The organism is Mycobacterium sp. (assembly GCF_965229105.1).
Classification (GTDB): Bacteria; Actinomycetota; Actinomycetes; order Mycobacteriales; family Mycobacteriaceae; genus Mycobacterium.
This window is the reverse complement of the sequence record NZ_OZ245858.1, coordinates 3,345,113-3,361,474: the sequence shown is the minus strand read 5'-3', so window position 1 is coordinate 3,361,474 and position 16,362 is coordinate 3,345,113. Positions and strand designations below refer to the sequence as shown.

The following is a 16,362-nucleotide window of genomic DNA, read 5'->3' as shown; positions in this document are numbered from 1 at the left end:
ACTCTGCTCAGAAAGCAGGCCAGGGAATCGGCCTGCGGCGGTCGGGGCTCGGCATCACCGGGTTGTCCAGCAGATTGCGGGCGCGGCCACGCAGCGCGGCGATCTCCGCTCTGGTGATATGCGGGGCGAGGGCGTCGGTCAGGGAGTCCCCCGGGCCCGTGAGGCTCTCCACGAGCCTGCTGACCGTTTCCAGCGTGTCATCGTCGACGGGCTTACCCGCCCAGCCCCACAGAACGGTGCGCAGCTTGTCCTCGGTGTGCAGGCACAGCCCGTGGTCGACGCCATAGACACCGTCGTCGACCCCGTGCAGGATGTGCCCGCCCTTGCGGTCGGCATTGTTGACCAAGACATCGAAAACGGCCATCCGCCGCAGCCGCAGATCGTCGGCATGAATCAGTGTGACTTCGTCACCGGCGTAGTCGTAGGCCTGCAGGATCGGCAGGTAGCCCGGCGGCAGCTTGCCGGTGGGACACAGGTCCACCAGGTCGGGCCCGGTCGAAGCTGCATCGTCATCGTCATCGTCGTCGTCGCGCTCGGTATCGATGGGCTGCTCCACCCAGCGTTGCAGCATCCCGCGGCCGGCCGGACCATCGCGAATAATGGTGAGCGGCACGATATTCCAGCCGAGTTCCGCTGATACCAGGTAGGTGGCGAGCTCGCGCCCGGCCAGTGTGCCGTCGGGAAAATCCCATAGCGGCTGTTCACCGGCGACCGGTTTGTAAACGCAATGCACCGGGTGGTCCTGATCGCCACCGTCGCCACCGTCGTCGAGAACGGCCTCACACAGGAAGGTGGCGTTACTCGCCGAGCGGATCCGGCCGAGGATGGTCAGTTCACCGCGGCCGAGAACCTGTTCATCTGTCGGGGTCATTCGTCAGGGTCAGTGTTGTCAGAGCCGTAGTCTGACCCGAACAGCTCCGCCCGCTTGTAGCCGTTGGTGCGCACACAAATATGGCCGTCGGAGTCCAGCGGTTCGTCGCACAGCGGGCACGGCGGGCGCCCAGCCGAGATCACCCTGGTGGAGCGATTTGCGAACTGGCGGGCCGATTCCGGAGTCAGGAACACCCGGACCGCGTCGGGCCCCTCCTCGGCGTCATCGAGGACGACGGACGCGTCGAATTCGGTTTCGGAGACGGCCAGCAGCTCGACGACGACGGTCTCCGCCTCGGCATCCCAGCCCAAACCCATGGTGCCGACGCGGAACTCGGCGTCGACCGGGGTAACCAGGGGGCTCAGATCATCGACCTCGACAGCCTCCGGCGGCAGCGGCGTCCCGAACCTGCGGTTGACCTCGACCAGCAGTGCGGCAATTCGCTCGGCCAGCACCGCGACCTGCTGCTTCTCCAAGATCACCGATACCACCCTGGCGTCATGGACGGCCTGGAGGTAGAAGGTCCGATTTCCTGGCTGCCCAACGGTCCCGGCGACGAAGCGGTCGGGTGTGCGAAAGACGTGAATGGCGCGGGACATGGCCCTTCCAAAATACCGGGTAAAGCTGATCAACCGTAATCGGCAGAGCCGGTGCACTCAGTCTGCCTGCCGCCCCCGAGTGTGAATCACACGACGCTCACGGCCGATTTCCGTCGTGACGTTCACAGTCGGGCCCCTTAATCGGTGGAACCACCCACGACAGCATCGCCGGCGGGGGCGGCATCTTTGTCTGCCTCCTTGGGCGGTGGTGCCGTCAGTGCCGCGGCCAATGCGGAGCCGGTGTGATTGACGTGAACCACGAATGGGCGCAGCGGGGTGTAGCGGATCACACTGCAGGACGCCGGGTCCGCGGTGATGCGCTGGAAGCTGTCCAGATGGCTGCCCAACGCATCCGCGACGACGGATTTGATGACATCGCCGTGTGTGCACGCCACCCACAGCACGTCGGCATTGTGCTCCTCGGCCAACCTGCGGTCGTGTTCACGCACCGCCGCGACGGCCCGGGCCTGTACCGCAGCGAGCCCTTCCCCCTCGGGGAACACCGCAGCGCTCGGCTGCTGCTGGACCACCGCCCATAACGGTTCCTTGAACAAGTCTGCGATTTTCGCGCCGGTCCACGAGCCGTAGTCGACCTCGATGAGCCGGTCCTCGATCACGGGCTCCAGGCCCAGCTTCTCGGCCAGCGGTTCCAGGGTGCTGCGGCAGCGCAGCAGCGGCGACCGCACGAGTGCCTTGATCGGTAGCTCACCGAGGCGCTCAACCAAGCCAGTGGCCTGTTCGCGGCCCTTATCGTCGAGATCGACGCCCTCGGAGCGACCTGCCAGCGTGTGTGCGGTATTGGAAGTGGACCGGCCATGCCGCAGCAAAATTACGGTCATGTAGCTGCAATCACGCCCGTACTCAGCATCAGCAGCACCATGCCGCCGAGCGCTACCCGGTAACCGACGAACCAGTACATGGTGTGGGTGCTGACGAATTGCAGCAGCCAGGCGATGGCCGCATAACCGACGACAAAGGCGATGACGACCGACACCAGCAGTTGCAGGCCGGTGGCACTCATCCCCTCGGTCACCGGTGCGAACGCATCAGGCAGCGAGAACAGCCCGGATGCCAGCACGGCGGGGATGCCCAGCAGAAACCCGAACCGGGCGGCCAGTTCGCGGTCGAGGTTCAAAAACAAGCCGGCGCTGATGGTCGATCCGGACCGGGAGACGCCCGGAATCAGCGCCAAGCACTGCGCGAAGCCGATGATGATGCCGTCGCGCCAGGTCAGCTGCTCCATGCGACGAGTCCGTTTACCGAAGAACTCGGCGGCGGCGATCACCGCGGAGAACACCACCATTGCCGTTGCCACGATCCACAGGTTGCGCACCCCGCTGCGGATCAGGTCCTTGAACACCAGGCCGAGCACCGCGATCGGGATGCTGCCGATGATCACGTACCAGCCCATGCGGTAGTCGACGTTATCGCGGTGCGCCTTGACGAGCAGGCCGTTGAACCAGGCCCGCAGGATCCGCCAGATGTCCTTGGCGAAGTAGACCAACACGGCAACTTCGGTGCCCAACTGCGATACCGCGGTGAACGATGCGCCTGCGTCGCCCGCGAAGAAGGCCCTGGACACGATCACCAGATGACCGGAGGAGGACACCGGTAGGAATTCCGTCACGCCTTGGACCAGCGAAAGCACAACGACCTGCAGCCACGACATGGCGGGCACGGCGGTATTCACGTCGATGACCGTACCGGGTAGATCCCCCGGCCGTAGCTCAGCGCGGCTGGCGGGGTACCGGCTGGGCGGCAGCTACCGCATCGCGGACCGCGGCGGCCAGGCTGCGCTCATCGCTGAGATCGATATCGATCAGCCGACGCGTTGCGGCGGCCACCACGTCTTCGGCCTGCGGTACCGGGCCAGCCAATCGGCTGCGATAGACCTCAACCAACAAGTGCTGGCGTTCGACATGGAACGAGAAGGTGCGGCCGTCGCCAACCTCGCCGAAGCCACTGGCATGAATGCCGGTGGAAATGTCCTCGAACGTCAGCGCGAGGCCGTCAGCTGACCTGTCCACCGTGACCGTCATCGGACAACTCTAACGCTTTGTCCGTTCTGCAGGCTGTTCGAACAGCCAATTCCGGCCAGATAAAGTCCTTCACGTATCCCGCTCGTTCGCACCATCGAGAGTTACCCCTTGCCCTGGCGCAACAAACCCACAGCTCGGCTACACATCGCCGGTTGCCTGATCGCGATGCTCGCTGTCACACCGGGCCTGGCCGCGTGCTCGTCGAAGACCGTCGACACACCGCCGCCGACGATCGAACCCGCAGCTCCGGCCGTCTCTCCCCGGACAACGGCGACACCGGCCGGTGTGGTGCGCCCATTGGCCGGTTCGCCGTTGGCGGCGTTGCTCGATAAGGGCTCCGGCGCGCTGGCGGTGCTGGCGCCAGGCGCGGATCCCCGCGCCGAATCGTCGCTGACCGTATTCGCCCGCCAGGGTGGCGCGCCACGCACCATCGCCTTGCCCGGGCCCGCGACGGCCCTTGCCGGGGATGGCCGCGGCGTCGCCTTTCTCTCCACACTCGGCGGCTATTTCGTCGTCGACCTGGCGGCGGGAACCGCTTCGCGGGTGGATATCACCGGCGAGCAGGACACCGATTTCACCGCGATCGCCCGCCGCGCGGACGGCAGACTGGTGCTGGGAAGTGCCGACGGCGCGGTGTTCGTGCTGGCCTCCCCCGACCAGAACGCGACCGCCGTCGCCGAGCACACCAAGATCTTCGCGCGCGTGGATTCGATTGTCACCCAGGGAGATACCGCTGTCGTTCTGGATCGCGGGCAGACGTCGGTGACGTCGGTGGGTCCCGACGGTCGTGCCCAGCAGTCGCTGCGGGCCGGGGAAGGCGCCACCACGCTGGCGGCCGATCCGGCCGGCCGGGTGCTGGTCGCCGATACCCGTGGTGACGAACTGCTGGTGTTCGGCGTCGACCCGCTGATCATGCGCCAGCGCTACCCCGTTGCGCTGGCGCCGTACGGGCTGACCGGCTCGTCCACACTTGCCTGGGTGTCTCAGACCGCGGCCAACGTCGTTGTTGGTTACGATCTGGCCACTGGAATACCCGTGGAAAAGGTGCGCTATCCGACTGTGCAGCAACCGAACATCTTGGCTTTCGACGACTCCTCGGACACGTTGTACGTGATCTCGGGAGCCGGCGCCGGTGTGCAGGTCATCGACCACGCGACGGCCCTGCGATGAGCACCGCGAGCCGGGGGCGCATGCCACCGGGCTGGGATGTCGACCTCTCTGAGGACTACGACTGGGTTCCGCTGCGACTTCCGCCGGACGTCACCAGGATCACCGCCTCGACGCGATTGTCCATCGAAGCCGAGTACCGCGGTTGGGAGCTGACCAAGGTGCGCCTCTACACCGACGGCAGTCGACGGGTGCTGTTGCGCCGCAAGAAATCCCGCGTGTTGAACCCGTTCATCGACGATCTCCCGGAGCTCTAACATGGCAGCTTCAACAGGCGCGTATGCCGTGTTGCGCCGCGCGATGTTCCTCGTGCCGCCGGAACGCATTCACACGCTGGTGTTCGCCGCACTGCGCGGGGCGACGGTTCCCGGCGCAGTCCGCAGGCGGCTACGGCGCCATTTGGCGCCTGCCGATCCCGTGCTGGCCAGCACTGTTTTCGGAATCCGCTTTCCCGGGCCGATGGGGCTGGCCGCCGGGTTCGACAAGGATGGCCTCGGGGTGAATACCTGGGGCACACTCGGCTGGGGGTACGCCGAACTCGGCACCGTCACCGCACAGGCTCAGCCAGGAAACCCCGAACCCCGACTGTTCCGGCTGCCGCAGGACCGCGGCCTGCTCAACCGGATGGGTTTCAACAACCACGGCGCGGGCGCACTCGGACTGCGCCTGACACAGCACTACTCCGATGTGCCGATCGGGGTGAATATCGGCAAGACCAAGCTCACCCCGCCCGAGAATGCCGTGGAGGATTACCGGACCAGCGCCAGGCTGCTCGGTCCGCTGGCGGCATATCTCGTGGTCAACGTCAGCTCCCCCAACACCCCGGGCTTGCGTGACCTACAGGCTGTCGAATCGCTGCGTCCGATCCTGTCCGCGGTGCTGGCAGAAACCACCACACCGGTACTGGTCAAGATCGCCCCCGATCTATCCGACGCTGATGTCGACGAAATCGCCGACCTGGCAGTGGAATTGGGCTTGGCGGGCATTGTGGCAACCAATACCACGGTGTCCCGCGACGGCTTGCGCACCCCGGGTGTGGGCGAGTTGGGCTCCGGCGGGATCTCGGGCCCGCCGGTGGCCCGACGTTCACTGCAGGTGTTACGCAGGCTCTACGACCGGGTGGGAGATCGTCTGGTGCTGATCAGCGTCGGCGGTATCGAAACTGCCGACGATGCCTGGGAGCGCATCACCTCAGGGGCCACCCTGTTACAGGGCTACACCGGCTTCGTCTACGGCGGAGGGTTGTGGGTCAAGAACATTCACGACGGCATCGCCCAGCGCCTGCATGACGGCGGGTTCGCCTCGCTGTCCGATGCCGTCGGCTCGGCGCGACGCTAACCCGCCCGTCCCCCCTCCCGCGGGCGCGCGTGTTTGTACGTCTACACACGGCGTGTCGCGTACAAACACGCGCGCCCGCGGGAGGGCTTTTTAGTTCTGTACTAGTTCTGTACTAGTTCTGTTCGTGGGTGCCCGTGATGGTGGCCCGCGCGATCGCATTCGAGAACAAGTTGAAGCCGAGGTACGCCGGTGAGGAATCCTCGGTCACTTCAAGCTTTTCCACCTTCACCGCGTGCACCACGACGATGTAGCGGTGCACGCCGTGTCCCGGCGGCGGTGCGGCACCGACGAACCGGTGCAGCCCGGCGTCGTTGGCCAAGGTGACAGCCTCGCCTGGGAAACCTTGCTGGCTGCCGTCGCCCACACCCGCGGGCAGATCTGTCACCGTTGCGGGCAGGTTGGCCACCGCCCAATGCCAGAAACCCGAAGCCGTCGGCGCGTCGGGGTCATAGATCGTCACCGCGAAACTGCGGGTTTCCTCGGGGAAGCCCGACCAGCTCAGCTGCGGCGACTCGTCTTCTCCGCCAGCGCCCATCAGGCCACTGACGAAGGAATTCGGAACCGGCTCGCCGTCTCTCAGCGACGTCGACGTCACCGTGAACGACGGCAACTCAGGCAGGAAGTCGTAGGGGTTGTACGGAAAAGGCATCGTCGTCCTCTCGTAGATGTGAGATCTAGCAGTTCTTCAAAAAGTGTTCGAGCACCTCTGCGCCGAACTTCAGCGATTCCACGGGTACCCGTTCGTCGACGCCGTGGAACAGCGCGGCGAAATCGAGTTCAGGGGGTAACCGTAGCGGGATGAAACCGAAGCAGCGAATGCCAAGTCGGGCAAAGTGTTTCGCATCGGTGCCGCCGGAGAGCATGTAGGGCACGATGCGGGCTTCCGGGTCAACCGCCAGCAGCGAGGCATTCATCGCATCGACCAGCTCGCCGTCGAAGGTGGTCTCATACGACGGCAGCTCGGTGATCCATTCGCGCGACACGTTGGGCCCGATCAGCTCATCGACGGTCGCCTCGAATTCTGCCTGCCGACCGGGCAGCACCCGACAGTCCACCACCGCTTCGGCGGTAGCCGGAATGACATTGGCTTTGTAGCCGGCTTTGAGCATCGTCGGATTGGCGGAATCGCGAAGGGTGGCACCGACGATGGCGGCGATCGGGCCCAGTTTCGCGATGGTGCCCTCGATGTCGGGTGATTCCGGATCGAAGGCATGCCCCGTCTCCTCACCGAGCGCGGTCAGGAATTGCCTGACCGGGTCGGTCAACACCAGCGGGAACTGATGGGCGCCGAGGCGGGCCACGGCCTGCGCCAAGGTGGTGACGGCGTTCTCGCTCTGGTCATGCACGAACGAACCGTGCCCGGCGCGGCCACGTGCGGTCAGCCGCATCCAGAGCATGCCCTTTTCCGCGGTCTCGATCAGGTACAGCCGACGGTCGCCGCCGTCGTGGCGCGGCACGGTCAACGAGAAGCCACCAACCTCCCCGATCGCTTCGGTGACACCGGCGAACAGGTCGGGACGGTTCTCCACCAGCCAGCCGCAGCCGTACTTACCGCCCGCCTCCTCGTCGGCAACGAACGCCCAGACCAGATCGCGGGGCGGCACGATTCCGGCCCGTTTGAAGTGCCGGGCGACGGCGATCATCATCCCGACCATGTTCTTCATGTCGATCGCGCCGCGACCCCAGACATAGTCGTCGACGATCGCACCGGAGAACGGGTGCACGCTCCAATCGGCCGCCTCGGCCGGGACGACGTCGAGGTGGCCATGGATCATCAATGCGCCACGCGAACGGTCCGCGCCGGCCAGTCGGGCGAATACGTTGGCCCGCCCCGGCGCGCCGGACTCGATGAACTCACATTCATAGCCGACCGCCTCCAGCTGAGCGGCCACCCACCGGGCGCACTCTTCCTCACCTTTGGTGGTCGTCAACTCGCCGGTGTTGGAGGTGTCGAATCGGATCAGAGAGCTGACAAGGTCCACAACCTCGTGGGCAGGTTCGAGGGGTTCGACGGTCACAGTCACACTTCCTACCATTGCAGAAGCGGCTGGTTTGGGTCTGGACCGGCCGATCCGATAACCTAAGGCGCCCAACTCGAAGAGCGGGGCAGGTCCGAGTGGCGGAATGGCAGACGCGCTAGCTTGAGGTGCTAGTGCCCTATTAACGGGCGTGGGGGTTCAAGTCCCCCCTCGGACACCGATTTAGATTTGCGCCGACGGTTGTCGTGCCGCGCAGATACCCTTGGTTCCCGTCCTATGGGAGGGGGTGTCTGGGTGGCACAAATCGAAGAGAAGTCGCCGCCTCACGTCGACCTGTTCCGGTATCTTTCGGCCGACGAACGAGTTGACTACATCGCCGTCATGACGCGGTTCACTTCGTCATTACTTGCGGACATGTCAGCGACAACGGTGACTGAACAGCTTCGCAGTGTCGGCTATCTCCTAGATACCGATCTAGTGGAAGCGCGGTGCAAACAGTTGGTGCGGTGGGGCAACCTCGTACCGTCATTGCGTGACGCCCGAGTGAATACGGTCGTGGACTATCTTCGGGCTAGGTCGCGTTACCAGGTCACCAGCCTCGGCGGTCGCGTGCACCGCAGCGCATTAGAGATAATGGCTGCCTCAGATGGCGCCCGGGAGGTGGCCAGAGAGCTTTTAGGCCAAATCGCAGAGCTTCTCGGACAAATTCCGCCGTTGGTCAGACAACAACACAACGCAGAGCGGGCCGATCAGCTCGCCGGGATCGTCACGACGATTTTCAACAACCAACGGCTGTTTACGGCCAGCGTGACCGATTTCTACGCATACCTCTCGAGCGTGCTGAGCCGCTTCGACCTGGCCGCTAATGAATACGCCGAATTCAAGAGTCTGCTGCTCGACTACATCGATCTCATTACTGCCGACGTCAATCGACACTCGGCGATCATCGCGACCGGTCTCGAAACTGTGATCGCCGAACTTGACCAGACCCTCGAAATCCTCGGTGGTGTTCAGAGTCTGAATCTCGGCCCAGGTGTGCAGGTGGAACGGTCCAGCGGCCGAACCCGCACGGAATGGGAAGAACTTCATCGCTGGTACACCGACGCGGGAGCCGAGTCGGGTCCGGCGCAACTTCGGGCAGCGGCCGGGGCGGCGCTCGGACAGCTCTTGGCGAATGCGAAGCGCATGCTCGATGCATCGACGACTGGCTACTCGCGGCGTGCCGACTTCCTTCGCCTGGCAACTTGGTTCGATACGGCCTCAGATGGGCTGGCTCACCGCCTATTCGATGCGACCTTCGGCGCTTACCCTGCCCGTCATCTGCTCATGGGGCCTGACGAACCCGATCCCCGGACACATCCGACCAGCTCTTGGCTCGAGACTGATCCCGTCGATGTGCCGGTATCCCTGCGCGAGCGCGGCGACCGCTCACTGCGCGGCCGTAGCTCCCGTGTACCCGACCAGACGTCAGATCGTCGAATGATCGAGTTGGCAGCCCGGGAGGAGGCCGACTGCAACGCGGCAGCCGCGTTCGAATTGCGTAAGACCAACTCTCTCGATGGGGCAACGCTCTCGCCCGCGGCCCGCGACCTGCTGCTCGATGAGCTGGCCCGGTTGTTGGCCCTGCAAACCGAATCTGGCGCGGCATGGGAAGTCAGCAACCAGGATCTCGGGATCACTCTTCGAGCTGAGCCCGGAGATAGCACGGCGATCACATCGAGTGACGGCTCGCTGACCGTATTCGATTACCGGTTGACCGTCACATCGCACGAGAGTGCCTCCTCCGCAGATCGGTTCGCGTTGTGACTACGCGCGGAACGCGTGCTCAGGACATGGCCGAACAGCGTGAGGCGGCGCGCGCCTTATTGCTGACGCCAATCGTGACGTCGGCGCGCTCGCCCGAACCGCTGGCGAAGATTCGGCTGCATGCGCCGGCGCTGAAGGCAATGTTCGCAAGCCAACTCGGTTACACATTGACGGTCGAGTCGTCCTTCGCTCGCCTCGCGAAGACCCCGCTGGAAGCGACTGCTCCACACCGCGCCTTATTGCGCCGCGGCGAAATCCCTTTCGGGGCTTCTCAGTACACTGTCCTGGCTCTGACGTGCGCCGCGCTACTCGCTCCTGGGCTTGGTGAGCAAGTGCTGCTATCCCATCTGGTCAGCCAGGTTCGATCCGATGCGGCTGAGAACGGCATCATCTTGACGGACCACATATCCGACCGCCGGCGACTGGTGTCGGCCATCGCCGTCCTCGTGGAATGGGGCATCGTCGCAGAAACAGACGGATCGATCTCGCACTGGGCTGAGGGCTCCGGGAACGAAGCACTGCTGACTGTTTCCCGGCCGATGTTGCCACATCTGCTATCGCGCGGATTGGGGCCCAATGCTGATCCTGCCAGCATCCTCACCAACGCGCCAGAACAGCCACGACGACGGCTACGCCGCCGACTCGTTGAGAATCCAGTTGTTGATCGTCGTGACCTTTCCGCAGAAGAACTCGACGTTCTATCCAGGGAACGCACAGAAATCACTCGACAACTCGACGAGAACTTCGGGCTCACCGTCGAAGTCCGGGCGGAGGGGGTGCTTGCCTACGATGCCGAAGGCTCCCTGACTGATATTGAGTTTCCTGGCAACGGAAGCCTCAAGCAGGCAGCCCTGCTGCTGCTTGGCACGCTGATCAGCCGCGCTGAAAGCGACTCTGCCAAGCTTTACGTCGTGTGGGCCGAACTGGATTCGGTTTTGGAGGAGCTCGTCGCCGCGCATGCCCGCTCCTGGAAGGCGGACTTTAGCGACGGAACATCCACGCTACGAAGCGATGTCGTGGCATTACTCGAGGCGCTTGCGCTCGCCAACGTCGACGAGGCGGGAATGACGGTTTCCCCCGCAGCGGCGCGTTATCGTCCGAGAATCACGCGGAAGCCGAACGCCAGCGAGGCTCCATTGTGAGCCCTGGCGAGACTACAAAGCACTTTGCGCGGCGTTGGCGGCTGAATCGCGCTGGCGTAGTCAATATTTGGCATTACTACGAAACCGAATTCCAAATCGGCGGCGGGCGGCTTATCCTTCGCGGCGCCAATGGGTCCGGAAAGTCTCGCGCCCTGGAAATGTTGCTGCCGTATCTACTCGACGCCGATCGACGCCGAATGGATGCGACCGGTTCCAACAAGGTGAGCCTCGACGAGCTCATGCGGACAGGGGCACGAGGTCAGACCAACCGAACCGGATACCTGTGGATCGAACTCGTGCGCGGTTCCGAGCACCTGACGCTTGGCGCTCACGTCAAGTACAGCGCTTCAGCGCATCGCAGCGATGTTCAGTTCTTCAATACGCCGTTGCGCGTTGGATATGATCTGCATCTGATTGAGGAAAACCGGACCCCGCTAACTCGTGATGCGTTGAGCGACTTGGTCGGCACTCACAATATGACAGACGCAGAGGGTCATCGAGAAGCCGTGCGGAGCAAAGTATTCGGCCTGCGAGGCGAATCAGGTCGCGACCGGTACACCGGTCTTGTCCAATTGATGCACACGCTGAGGTCGCCAGACGTAGGCAACCGAATCGACGAAGGCAACTTACCTCAGCTCATATCGAACGCACTGCCACCGCTGAGCGAGCAGACGCTGCAGGACGCCGGCGAGCGCCTCGACAACCTGACGGAAACCCGGCTTGCCCAGGATCGACTCGCGAGCACTCTCGATCAGGTTCGCACATTCCATTCGGCTTATCGCTCCTATGCGACAACGGTTCTCACCGCCAGCGCAAAGGACGCTATCAGTGCGTCAGATGCCGTCGTCCAATCTGACCAGCGCCGCGAAGAGCTGAGGGTTTCGCTGCAAGAGCTGAAGTATCGACACGAAGAAAACCAGACCCTCCAGACGACACTTCAGGACGAATTGGCGGAACTCGATGCGGCCATCACAGCGCTGATGGAGCACGAGCTCTTCAAACAGGCAGATGATCTCAAGCAGCGCGACGATGCCGTCGCAGCGCTCAGGTCACTTGCAGAAGCCACTCTGTCTTCGTCTGAAACTGCGCGACGCGGTGAGGCAAACGCCGCCAGCAGAATGGTCGAGCGGTACGACGAGCTGCGCGAAACAGTCCGGTCCGCCGGCGACACCCTCATCGCGGCGTCGGCGGCGTTGGCAGACAGCGGTGTGTCGCATCCCGATCTTCCCGCCGCCATCCATTTTTCCGATTCGATTGGCACCTGCGAAAACGGAATCGTGATGACCACTCTCGATGGCGAACCCCAGATTGTCCAACGTCCGACTGCGGCGAGGGTTGCCGTGCAACCGAGCGATCTCGAACCGGTACGGACGGTATCGGACAGATACCAAGCTGAAGCCCAACAACGCACGAAGCAGGCCGAGCGACGAGAACAAGATGCTCGCCGCCTCGACGCAGCACTCGAAGCAGTGCGGAAATTCGAGGCAGCGGCCGAGAGCGCCGCCGCGCAGGCCGAAGCGGATCGCGACAGGGCCGAAGCCTCCGTCACCCGCCGAGATGACACCGCTATCGCATTGAATCAATCTTGGCGGCAGTGGATTTCAAGCTCGGATACGCACGATCTGATGCCCGGAGCGTCCTGGGAACAGGACGCGACAATGGGCGTCCTGCTGGCCGATATCGAGGCACTCAGTGGCGATGACCCCGCTGTCGACCATCTGGATTCTCTGAATCTGCTGCCAAGTAGAACCGCCCAGCCATTTTTTGACTCGCACGCCGTCGAGATGAACAACCTCGGACGTGAGGAAGCGATTGACGAAAGCGAACATGCAGCACTTGTCGCCGAACGAGACGACCTCGACGCAGCTCGAGACCCCACACCGCCCGTAGCGCCTTGGCACAGCGTTCAACAGGGAGTCCCTTTTTGGCAGACAGTCGACTTCCTGCCGGAAGTGTCACAGGCCGATCGAGCGGCAGTGGAATCGGCTCTGCTTGCTTCAAGCATCCTGACCGCAACGCTGCAAGCGGACGGGTCGGTCCAAGTCGAAGACGGCGAAGTCGTTCTGCGGGCCGGGCTTTCCGACGCCAACCGACCTCTCAGTCAAGTGCTGAAACGCGACCCCTCGTCCGACGTACCAGCAGAAATCGTGGACGCAGCCCTCCGGTCCATTGGATACGCGGATCCAAATGCTGTGACGTCGATCGACGCCGACGGAAACTGGCGTAATGGGTCATTGTCAGGTCGATATGTGATTGCCGAGGCACGCCACATTGGCGCCGCCGCGAGAGCCGCCGCACGGGCGGCACGTCGAGAACAGATTTCACACCGACTGGAAGAATTGGCCGAACGTGGCCGGCACCGGGCGGCCAGGCGGGGCATGATTGGCAGCGCCATACAGCAACTGACAGATCATGTGGCCACCGCACCCACATCAGCTGCCCTCATCGAGGCTCGCGCAACAGCAGCGACCCTCATCGACCGCGCCGAAAGGTCTGAGTCGGCGGCTCGCCGAGCCACCGAGACCGCTACGCTACAGCGCACCACATGGGCTGTGGAGTTTGACGGGCATAAGGCACATTGCGCCAGCCTCGGCCTGCCGATCGCCGCCACCGAATTGCGCACGACCGTCGAGCGTTGTCGAGCGGCGAGCGAGGCGTGCCGGCGTCTCGTCACCGATTGCCGAGCCGTTATGACCGCCGTCGCGAAGGCAAATCGGGCCGCCGCAGAGTTCGATGATGCGATCGGCGCGCGAAAGGTTGCGGAGTCCGAGGCAGAAGCACAACGCTCCAGCTGGCTCGAAGCCGCAGCAAGACTCGCTGCTCAACACGCGGTGCTCGACGTGCCATTGGCCGAACTGACTGCAGAACTGGGCCGCACCGAGTCAGCACAGAAACACACTGGCCGCCGATTGACTGACGTCAACAAATCGCTCGAGGAGCTACGAACGAAAATCTCAGAAGTCGACAAGCTGGGAGCCGTAGCAGAATCGAGCGCGACCACCCTCCGCGCCACGCTCATCGACCACGCGAATCGGTTCAACGCGCAGTTGGCACTGCCCGGGCTAGCACAGGCTGCGGCGACCACGCCGATCGACCGGATCACGATCGCTGATGACGCGCAATCAGTATCTGCCATTGCCAGCTCTGCACTGTCGTTGATCGGAACGAGCAAGACGCTCAGCGTGACGCAACTCCAGCATGCCTTGCAGCGCTTCCAAGCCGACACGTCGGGCCAGCTCGATGTGATCGCGGAGTTCGAACACGACGCTTATTCGATCCGGATCGAGGGCGCTGAAGACCGCCACGAGCCAACCGCGGTATTGACCTATTTGGAGCGTCGTGTCGACGAGGGGCGCGAAGCGTTAAGCGCGCGGGAGCGCGAAGTCTTCACTGCGTTCGTGCTTGGCGGTGTAGCTGACGAACTCAGACGGCGAATCACCCAGGCTGGCAATCTAGTTCAGGCGATGAACCGCAGCCTGTCGTCGATAGAGACCAGTCACGGTATAGGCGTTCGCATCGGATGGTTGCTTAATAGGGAACAGACCGAACTGGCGCGCATCATGCATCTGGTTTCGATTGCCGACGCGGTTCGCTCGGCGGAGGACAACGACGAACTCATCACTCTGCTGCGCATGCGCGTGGAAAGCCGGCATGCTTTGGAGCCGTCGGCCGGCTACGCCTCGCATCTGGCTGAAGCGTTGGATTACCGCCAGTGGCACAGCATTGAGGTCACCATTGTTGGGCCGGGTCCAAATCAGCAGCGCCGAATCTCAAGGCGCGCCAAGATTTCGCAAGGCGAGACCAGATTCGTTTCCTACGTGACGCTTTTTGCCGCAGCGGACGGTTACCTCAGCAGCTTGCCCGAGCCTGATGGTGCCCTGCGCTTGGTGTTGCTCGACGACGCGTTCGCAAAGATCGACGATCGTACTATTGGCGAATTATTGGGTCTGCTAGTGCGATTCGATATCGATTTCGTCATGACCGGTCATGCGCTCTGGGGCACGGTCCCGGAAGTTCCCGAATTGGATATTTACGAGATCCGCCGGATGGGCGACAGCGCGGCGATTGCGACTCGTATTCACTGGGATGGCAAGCGTCGGCATATTCACGCGGTACGTGCGCCGTGACTCTCCCACCTTCATTACGCGATTACTTGTCTGACTACAGCTTAATGCCGACGTGGCTGCGGATACGAGATCGGCTGGAACGTAACGGACATGCGATCGCCGGCTCGATTCGCCTCGACCTGGACCCGGCCGGTGCGGAGCGGTTGTCCGGACTACTCGGTAGACAGATTCGGCCCGGCGTGCGCAACATCTTGCTGGCGGATGTCGACGACGCGCTGCTACTGAGCTCCGCTAAGCGCGGACTGACCGCCGTCGTGGCCGAACTCACCGGCACACCGTTGCGTGATCGGCCATCCGAACGAAGACTTCAAAGCGAGATCGCGACCTCGTTGTGGGCGCATGTTGAGGACATCGTGGCGCGCAATGGCCTCAGTGCGTATCCCTGGACCCGCGAATGGATTTCGTGGCTCCATACGTCCGGACTCCTCGTCCGTACCGGCCCTGATCGAGGTGTGCGCCAATTCGAAATTGCGGCACGCGCGATTGCAACGGTGTTCATAGAACCGGTTACGCACACTCGTGTGCTGGGTGAATTAGCGTCCGAGATCGCGGGCGACGCACACGCATTGGATGGCGACAGGTTGGCTGGTCGACTGGCGGTGCGGGCGCTCGGCTTTGCCACAGATACGAAAGAACCGGTATCTCCACGTGATCGAATGCTGATGTGGGAGTCTGTCGGCGTCGCAGTCGACACGATCTCTGGGACGGTGATCACGTGGGCGCTGCGCCCCCCGGGCGACGACCCGTGGTCGGCGATGATGCGAATGCGCGCTGATCTCGGACTCGTTACACACTTGACGATCCGGGAGCTTTCGGCGATGGCCGCGCCACTAGTGAGTCCAGGAACCATGGTGAGCGCCTGTGAAAACCCACAAGTGTTGCAACGCATCGCTGATGCGTCCATTGATCGACCCCTGGTCTGCTTCAGCGGTAACCCATCGGTGGCCGGACAATTGTTGTCCGACCGCGTCGCGCTTCGCTATCACGGCGACTTTGATTGGCCAGGGATCGCCATTGCTTCGCGGATCATTGATGCCGGAGCACTCCCGTGGCGACTTGCAGAGTCGGATTACATTGATGCCGTTCGGAGGTGTGCCTCGGGTCTACCACTCGTCGGGAGTGCGGTGAAGACAACGTGGGATTCCTCGTTGGCCTCGGCAATGGCCAGGATAGGCGTAGCCGTGCACGAGGAGTCTCTGGTCTCGCTGCTCATCAAGGATCTGGCTGGAGATTAGGGACTGAGAAGGCGCTAGCCAGGTCCGGAAGGACGCGTAGCCGCCCTTATGCATGAAAA

Annotated in this window: 14 protein-coding genes and 1 tRNA gene; 8 read left to right on the top strand and 7 right to left on the bottom strand. The window is 63.2% G+C overall.

What is annotated here, in order from left to right; all coding sequences use genetic code 11:
- Positions 1-7: 7 nt before the first annotated feature.
- The 5 genes from ADBZ9O_RS15705 to ADBZ9O_RS15685 all read right to left on the bottom strand — a co-directional run bounded on the left by ADBZ9O_RS15705 (position 8) and on the right by ADBZ9O_RS15685 (position 3,509).
- On the bottom strand, positions 8-871 hold the full coding sequence (locus ADBZ9O_RS15705; protein WP_526523371.1) for an Rv2133c family protein: 864 nt from the start codon (positions 869-871) through the stop codon (positions 8-10).
- Positions 868-1,470, bottom strand: coding sequence for an Rv2134c family protein (locus tag ADBZ9O_RS15700; protein WP_526523369.1), 603 nt, complete (start codon positions 1,468-1,470; stop codon positions 868-870). The genes ADBZ9O_RS15705 and ADBZ9O_RS15700 overlap by 4 nt, the downstream gene beginning before the upstream one ends.
- 137 nt (positions 1,471-1,607) lie before the next feature.
- Positions 1,608-2,309, bottom strand: a complete 702-nt coding sequence (locus ADBZ9O_RS15695; protein ID WP_526523367.1) for a histidine phosphatase family protein — start codon at positions 2,307-2,309, stop codon at positions 1,608-1,610.
- Positions 2,306-3,139 (bottom strand): undecaprenyl-diphosphate phosphatase, encoded by an 834-nt coding sequence (locus ADBZ9O_RS15690; RefSeq protein ID WP_526533196.1) that lies wholly within the window; start codon positions 3,137-3,139, stop codon positions 2,306-2,308. Before ADBZ9O_RS15690 ends, ADBZ9O_RS15695 begins: the two co-directional genes overlap by 4 nt.
- A gap of 58 nt (positions 3,140-3,197) precedes the next feature.
- Positions 3,198-3,509 (bottom strand): hypothetical protein, encoded by a 312-nt coding sequence (locus ADBZ9O_RS15685; protein WP_526523366.1) that lies wholly within the window; start codon positions 3,507-3,509, stop codon positions 3,198-3,200.
- Between the two features lie 165 nt (positions 3,510-3,674).
- Between ADBZ9O_RS15685 and ADBZ9O_RS15680 the strand changes: the two genes are divergently transcribed.
- From ADBZ9O_RS15680 to ADBZ9O_RS15670, 3 genes are read left to right on the top strand one after another with little or no spacing between them, the layout of a single operon-like run.
- The gene (locus ADBZ9O_RS15680) at positions 3,675-4,679 is read left to right on the top strand and encodes a YncE family protein (protein ID WP_526533195.1); all 1,005 of its coding nucleotides are present in this window, start codon (positions 3,675-3,677) and stop codon (positions 4,677-4,679) included.
- On the top strand, positions 4,676-4,933 hold the full coding sequence (locus ADBZ9O_RS15675; RefSeq protein ID WP_526523364.1) for a DUF5703 family protein: 258 nt from the start codon (positions 4,676-4,678) through the stop codon (positions 4,931-4,933). Before ADBZ9O_RS15680 ends, ADBZ9O_RS15675 begins: the two co-directional genes overlap by 4 nt.
- 1 nt (position 4,934) lies before the next feature.
- Positions 4,935-6,014 (top strand): quinone-dependent dihydroorotate dehydrogenase, encoded by a 1,080-nt coding sequence (locus ADBZ9O_RS15670; RefSeq protein WP_526532771.1) that lies wholly within the window; start codon positions 4,935-4,937, stop codon positions 6,012-6,014.
- Positions 6,015-6,126: 112 nt separating this feature from the next.
- Here the strand turns inward: ADBZ9O_RS15670 and ADBZ9O_RS15665 are convergent, their stop codons facing one another.
- Complete coding sequence (locus ADBZ9O_RS15665; protein WP_526532769.1) at positions 6,127-6,663, bottom strand: YbhB/YbcL family Raf kinase inhibitor-like protein; 537 nt, start codon at positions 6,661-6,663, stop codon at positions 6,127-6,129.
- A gap of 25 nt (positions 6,664-6,688) precedes the next feature.
- Entirely contained in the window at positions 6,689-8,050 is a 1,362-nt protein-coding gene (locus tag ADBZ9O_RS15660) for a M20/M25/M40 family metallo-hydrolase (protein ID WP_526532767.1), read from the bottom strand.
- A 74-nt stretch (positions 8,051-8,124) separates the two neighbouring features.
- On the opposite strand from ADBZ9O_RS15660, the gene ADBZ9O_RS15655 reads away from it, so the two are divergent.
- From ADBZ9O_RS15655 to ADBZ9O_RS15635, 5 genes are all read left to right on the top strand, one after another.
- Positions 8,125-8,210 (top strand) — tRNA-Leu (locus ADBZ9O_RS15655).
- A gap of 59 nt (positions 8,211-8,269) precedes the next feature.
- The gene (locus ADBZ9O_RS15650) at positions 8,270-9,799 is read left to right on the top strand and encodes a TIGR02677 family protein (protein WP_526532765.1); all 1,530 of its coding nucleotides are present in this window, start codon (positions 8,270-8,272) and stop codon (positions 9,797-9,799) included.
- Between the two features lie 26 nt (positions 9,800-9,825).
- The gene (locus ADBZ9O_RS15645; RefSeq protein WP_526532763.1) at positions 9,826-10,941 is read left to right on the top strand and encodes a TIGR02678 family protein; all 1,116 of its coding nucleotides are present in this window, start codon (positions 9,826-9,828) and stop codon (positions 10,939-10,941) included.
- On the top strand, positions 10,938-15,068 hold the full coding sequence (locus ADBZ9O_RS15640) for a TIGR02680 family protein (protein ID WP_526532761.1): 4,131 nt from the start codon (positions 10,938-10,940) through the stop codon (positions 15,066-15,068). Before ADBZ9O_RS15645 ends, ADBZ9O_RS15640 begins: the two co-directional genes overlap by 4 nt.
- 44 nt (positions 15,069-15,112) lie before the next feature.
- The gene (locus ADBZ9O_RS15635; RefSeq protein ID WP_526532759.1) at positions 15,113-16,303 is read left to right on the top strand and encodes a TIGR02679 family protein; all 1,191 of its coding nucleotides are present in this window, start codon (positions 15,113-15,115) and stop codon (positions 16,301-16,303) included.
- Positions 16,304-16,362: the final 59 nt, after the last annotated feature.